2 protein-coding genes are annotated in these 768 nt (G+C 39.7%); both read left to right on the top strand.

Going from position 1 to position 768, the window contains the following annotated elements; all coding sequences use genetic code 11:
* The first annotated feature begins 99 nt into the window (after nucleotides 1-99).
* Nucleotides 100-399 carry an IS110 family transposase gene (locus AC1DVB_RS27695; protein WP_454861441.1) on the top strand — a complete coding sequence of 100 codons (300 nt, stop codon included), beginning with the start codon at nucleotides 100-102 and terminating at the stop codon, nucleotides 397-399.
* On the top strand, nucleotides 396-768 hold a 373-nt coding region (locus AC1DVB_RS27690), incomplete at its 3' end, for an IS110 family transposase (RefSeq protein ID WP_477592054.1). The genes AC1DVB_RS27695 and AC1DVB_RS27690, both read left to right, overlap by 4 nt.

Below are 768 nucleotides of genomic sequence, written 5' to 3'. Positions count from 1 at the left end.
GGAAGAACCATTTAGTGTACTGCTAGTACGTATACAAAAATTTTTGTAACAAATCTCCTGTCATATGTATTGTTAATCTTTTATTGAGGTGATTCTCCTATGGAAGCAATGATTGAACGGTGTGCTGGCCTAGATGTACACCAAGAAACAGTAGTAGCCTGTGTATTATTTGGTCCATTAGATAAAAAGCCAAAGACCTCTATTGAAACTTTTTCAACTACAACAATGGGACTCTTGGCTTTAAGTGATTGGCTCGCTACCCTTCAGGTATCCGATGTTGTGATGGAAAGTACCGGAGTCTACTGGAAACCAATATGGAATATACTCGAAGGATCTTTCACCTTGTTCTTGCCAATGCCAGACATGTCAAAAATGTTCCAGGGCGTAAAACTGATGTGAAAGATGCCGAATGGCTTGCCAAGCTTCTAAGATGCGGACTTATTGAAAACAATTTTGTCCCACCAGAGGATATTCGTGATTTACGAGATCTTACTCGTTATCGAAAAAAATTGATTCATCATCGCACATCAGAGCAGAATCGCATTCACAAAATCCTTCAAGATGCTAATATCAAGCTAACATCCGTTCTATCAGACATTTTTGGTGTATCGGGACGCCGTATCCTTGAAGCGATTCTAAATGGTGAAAAAATAGAGACCGATGGTCTTCGAAAAATGGTGGATTGGCGAACAAAAGCAAGTATTACTGACATTGCCAATGCAATTAATGGTCGTATTCGCCGTCATCATCGTGATATGTTGCGTTACC

The sequence above is a fragment of the Peribacillus sp. P4_D6 genome, assembly GCF_056401795.1.
This window is presented reverse-complemented; position numbering and strand designations above follow the sequence as displayed.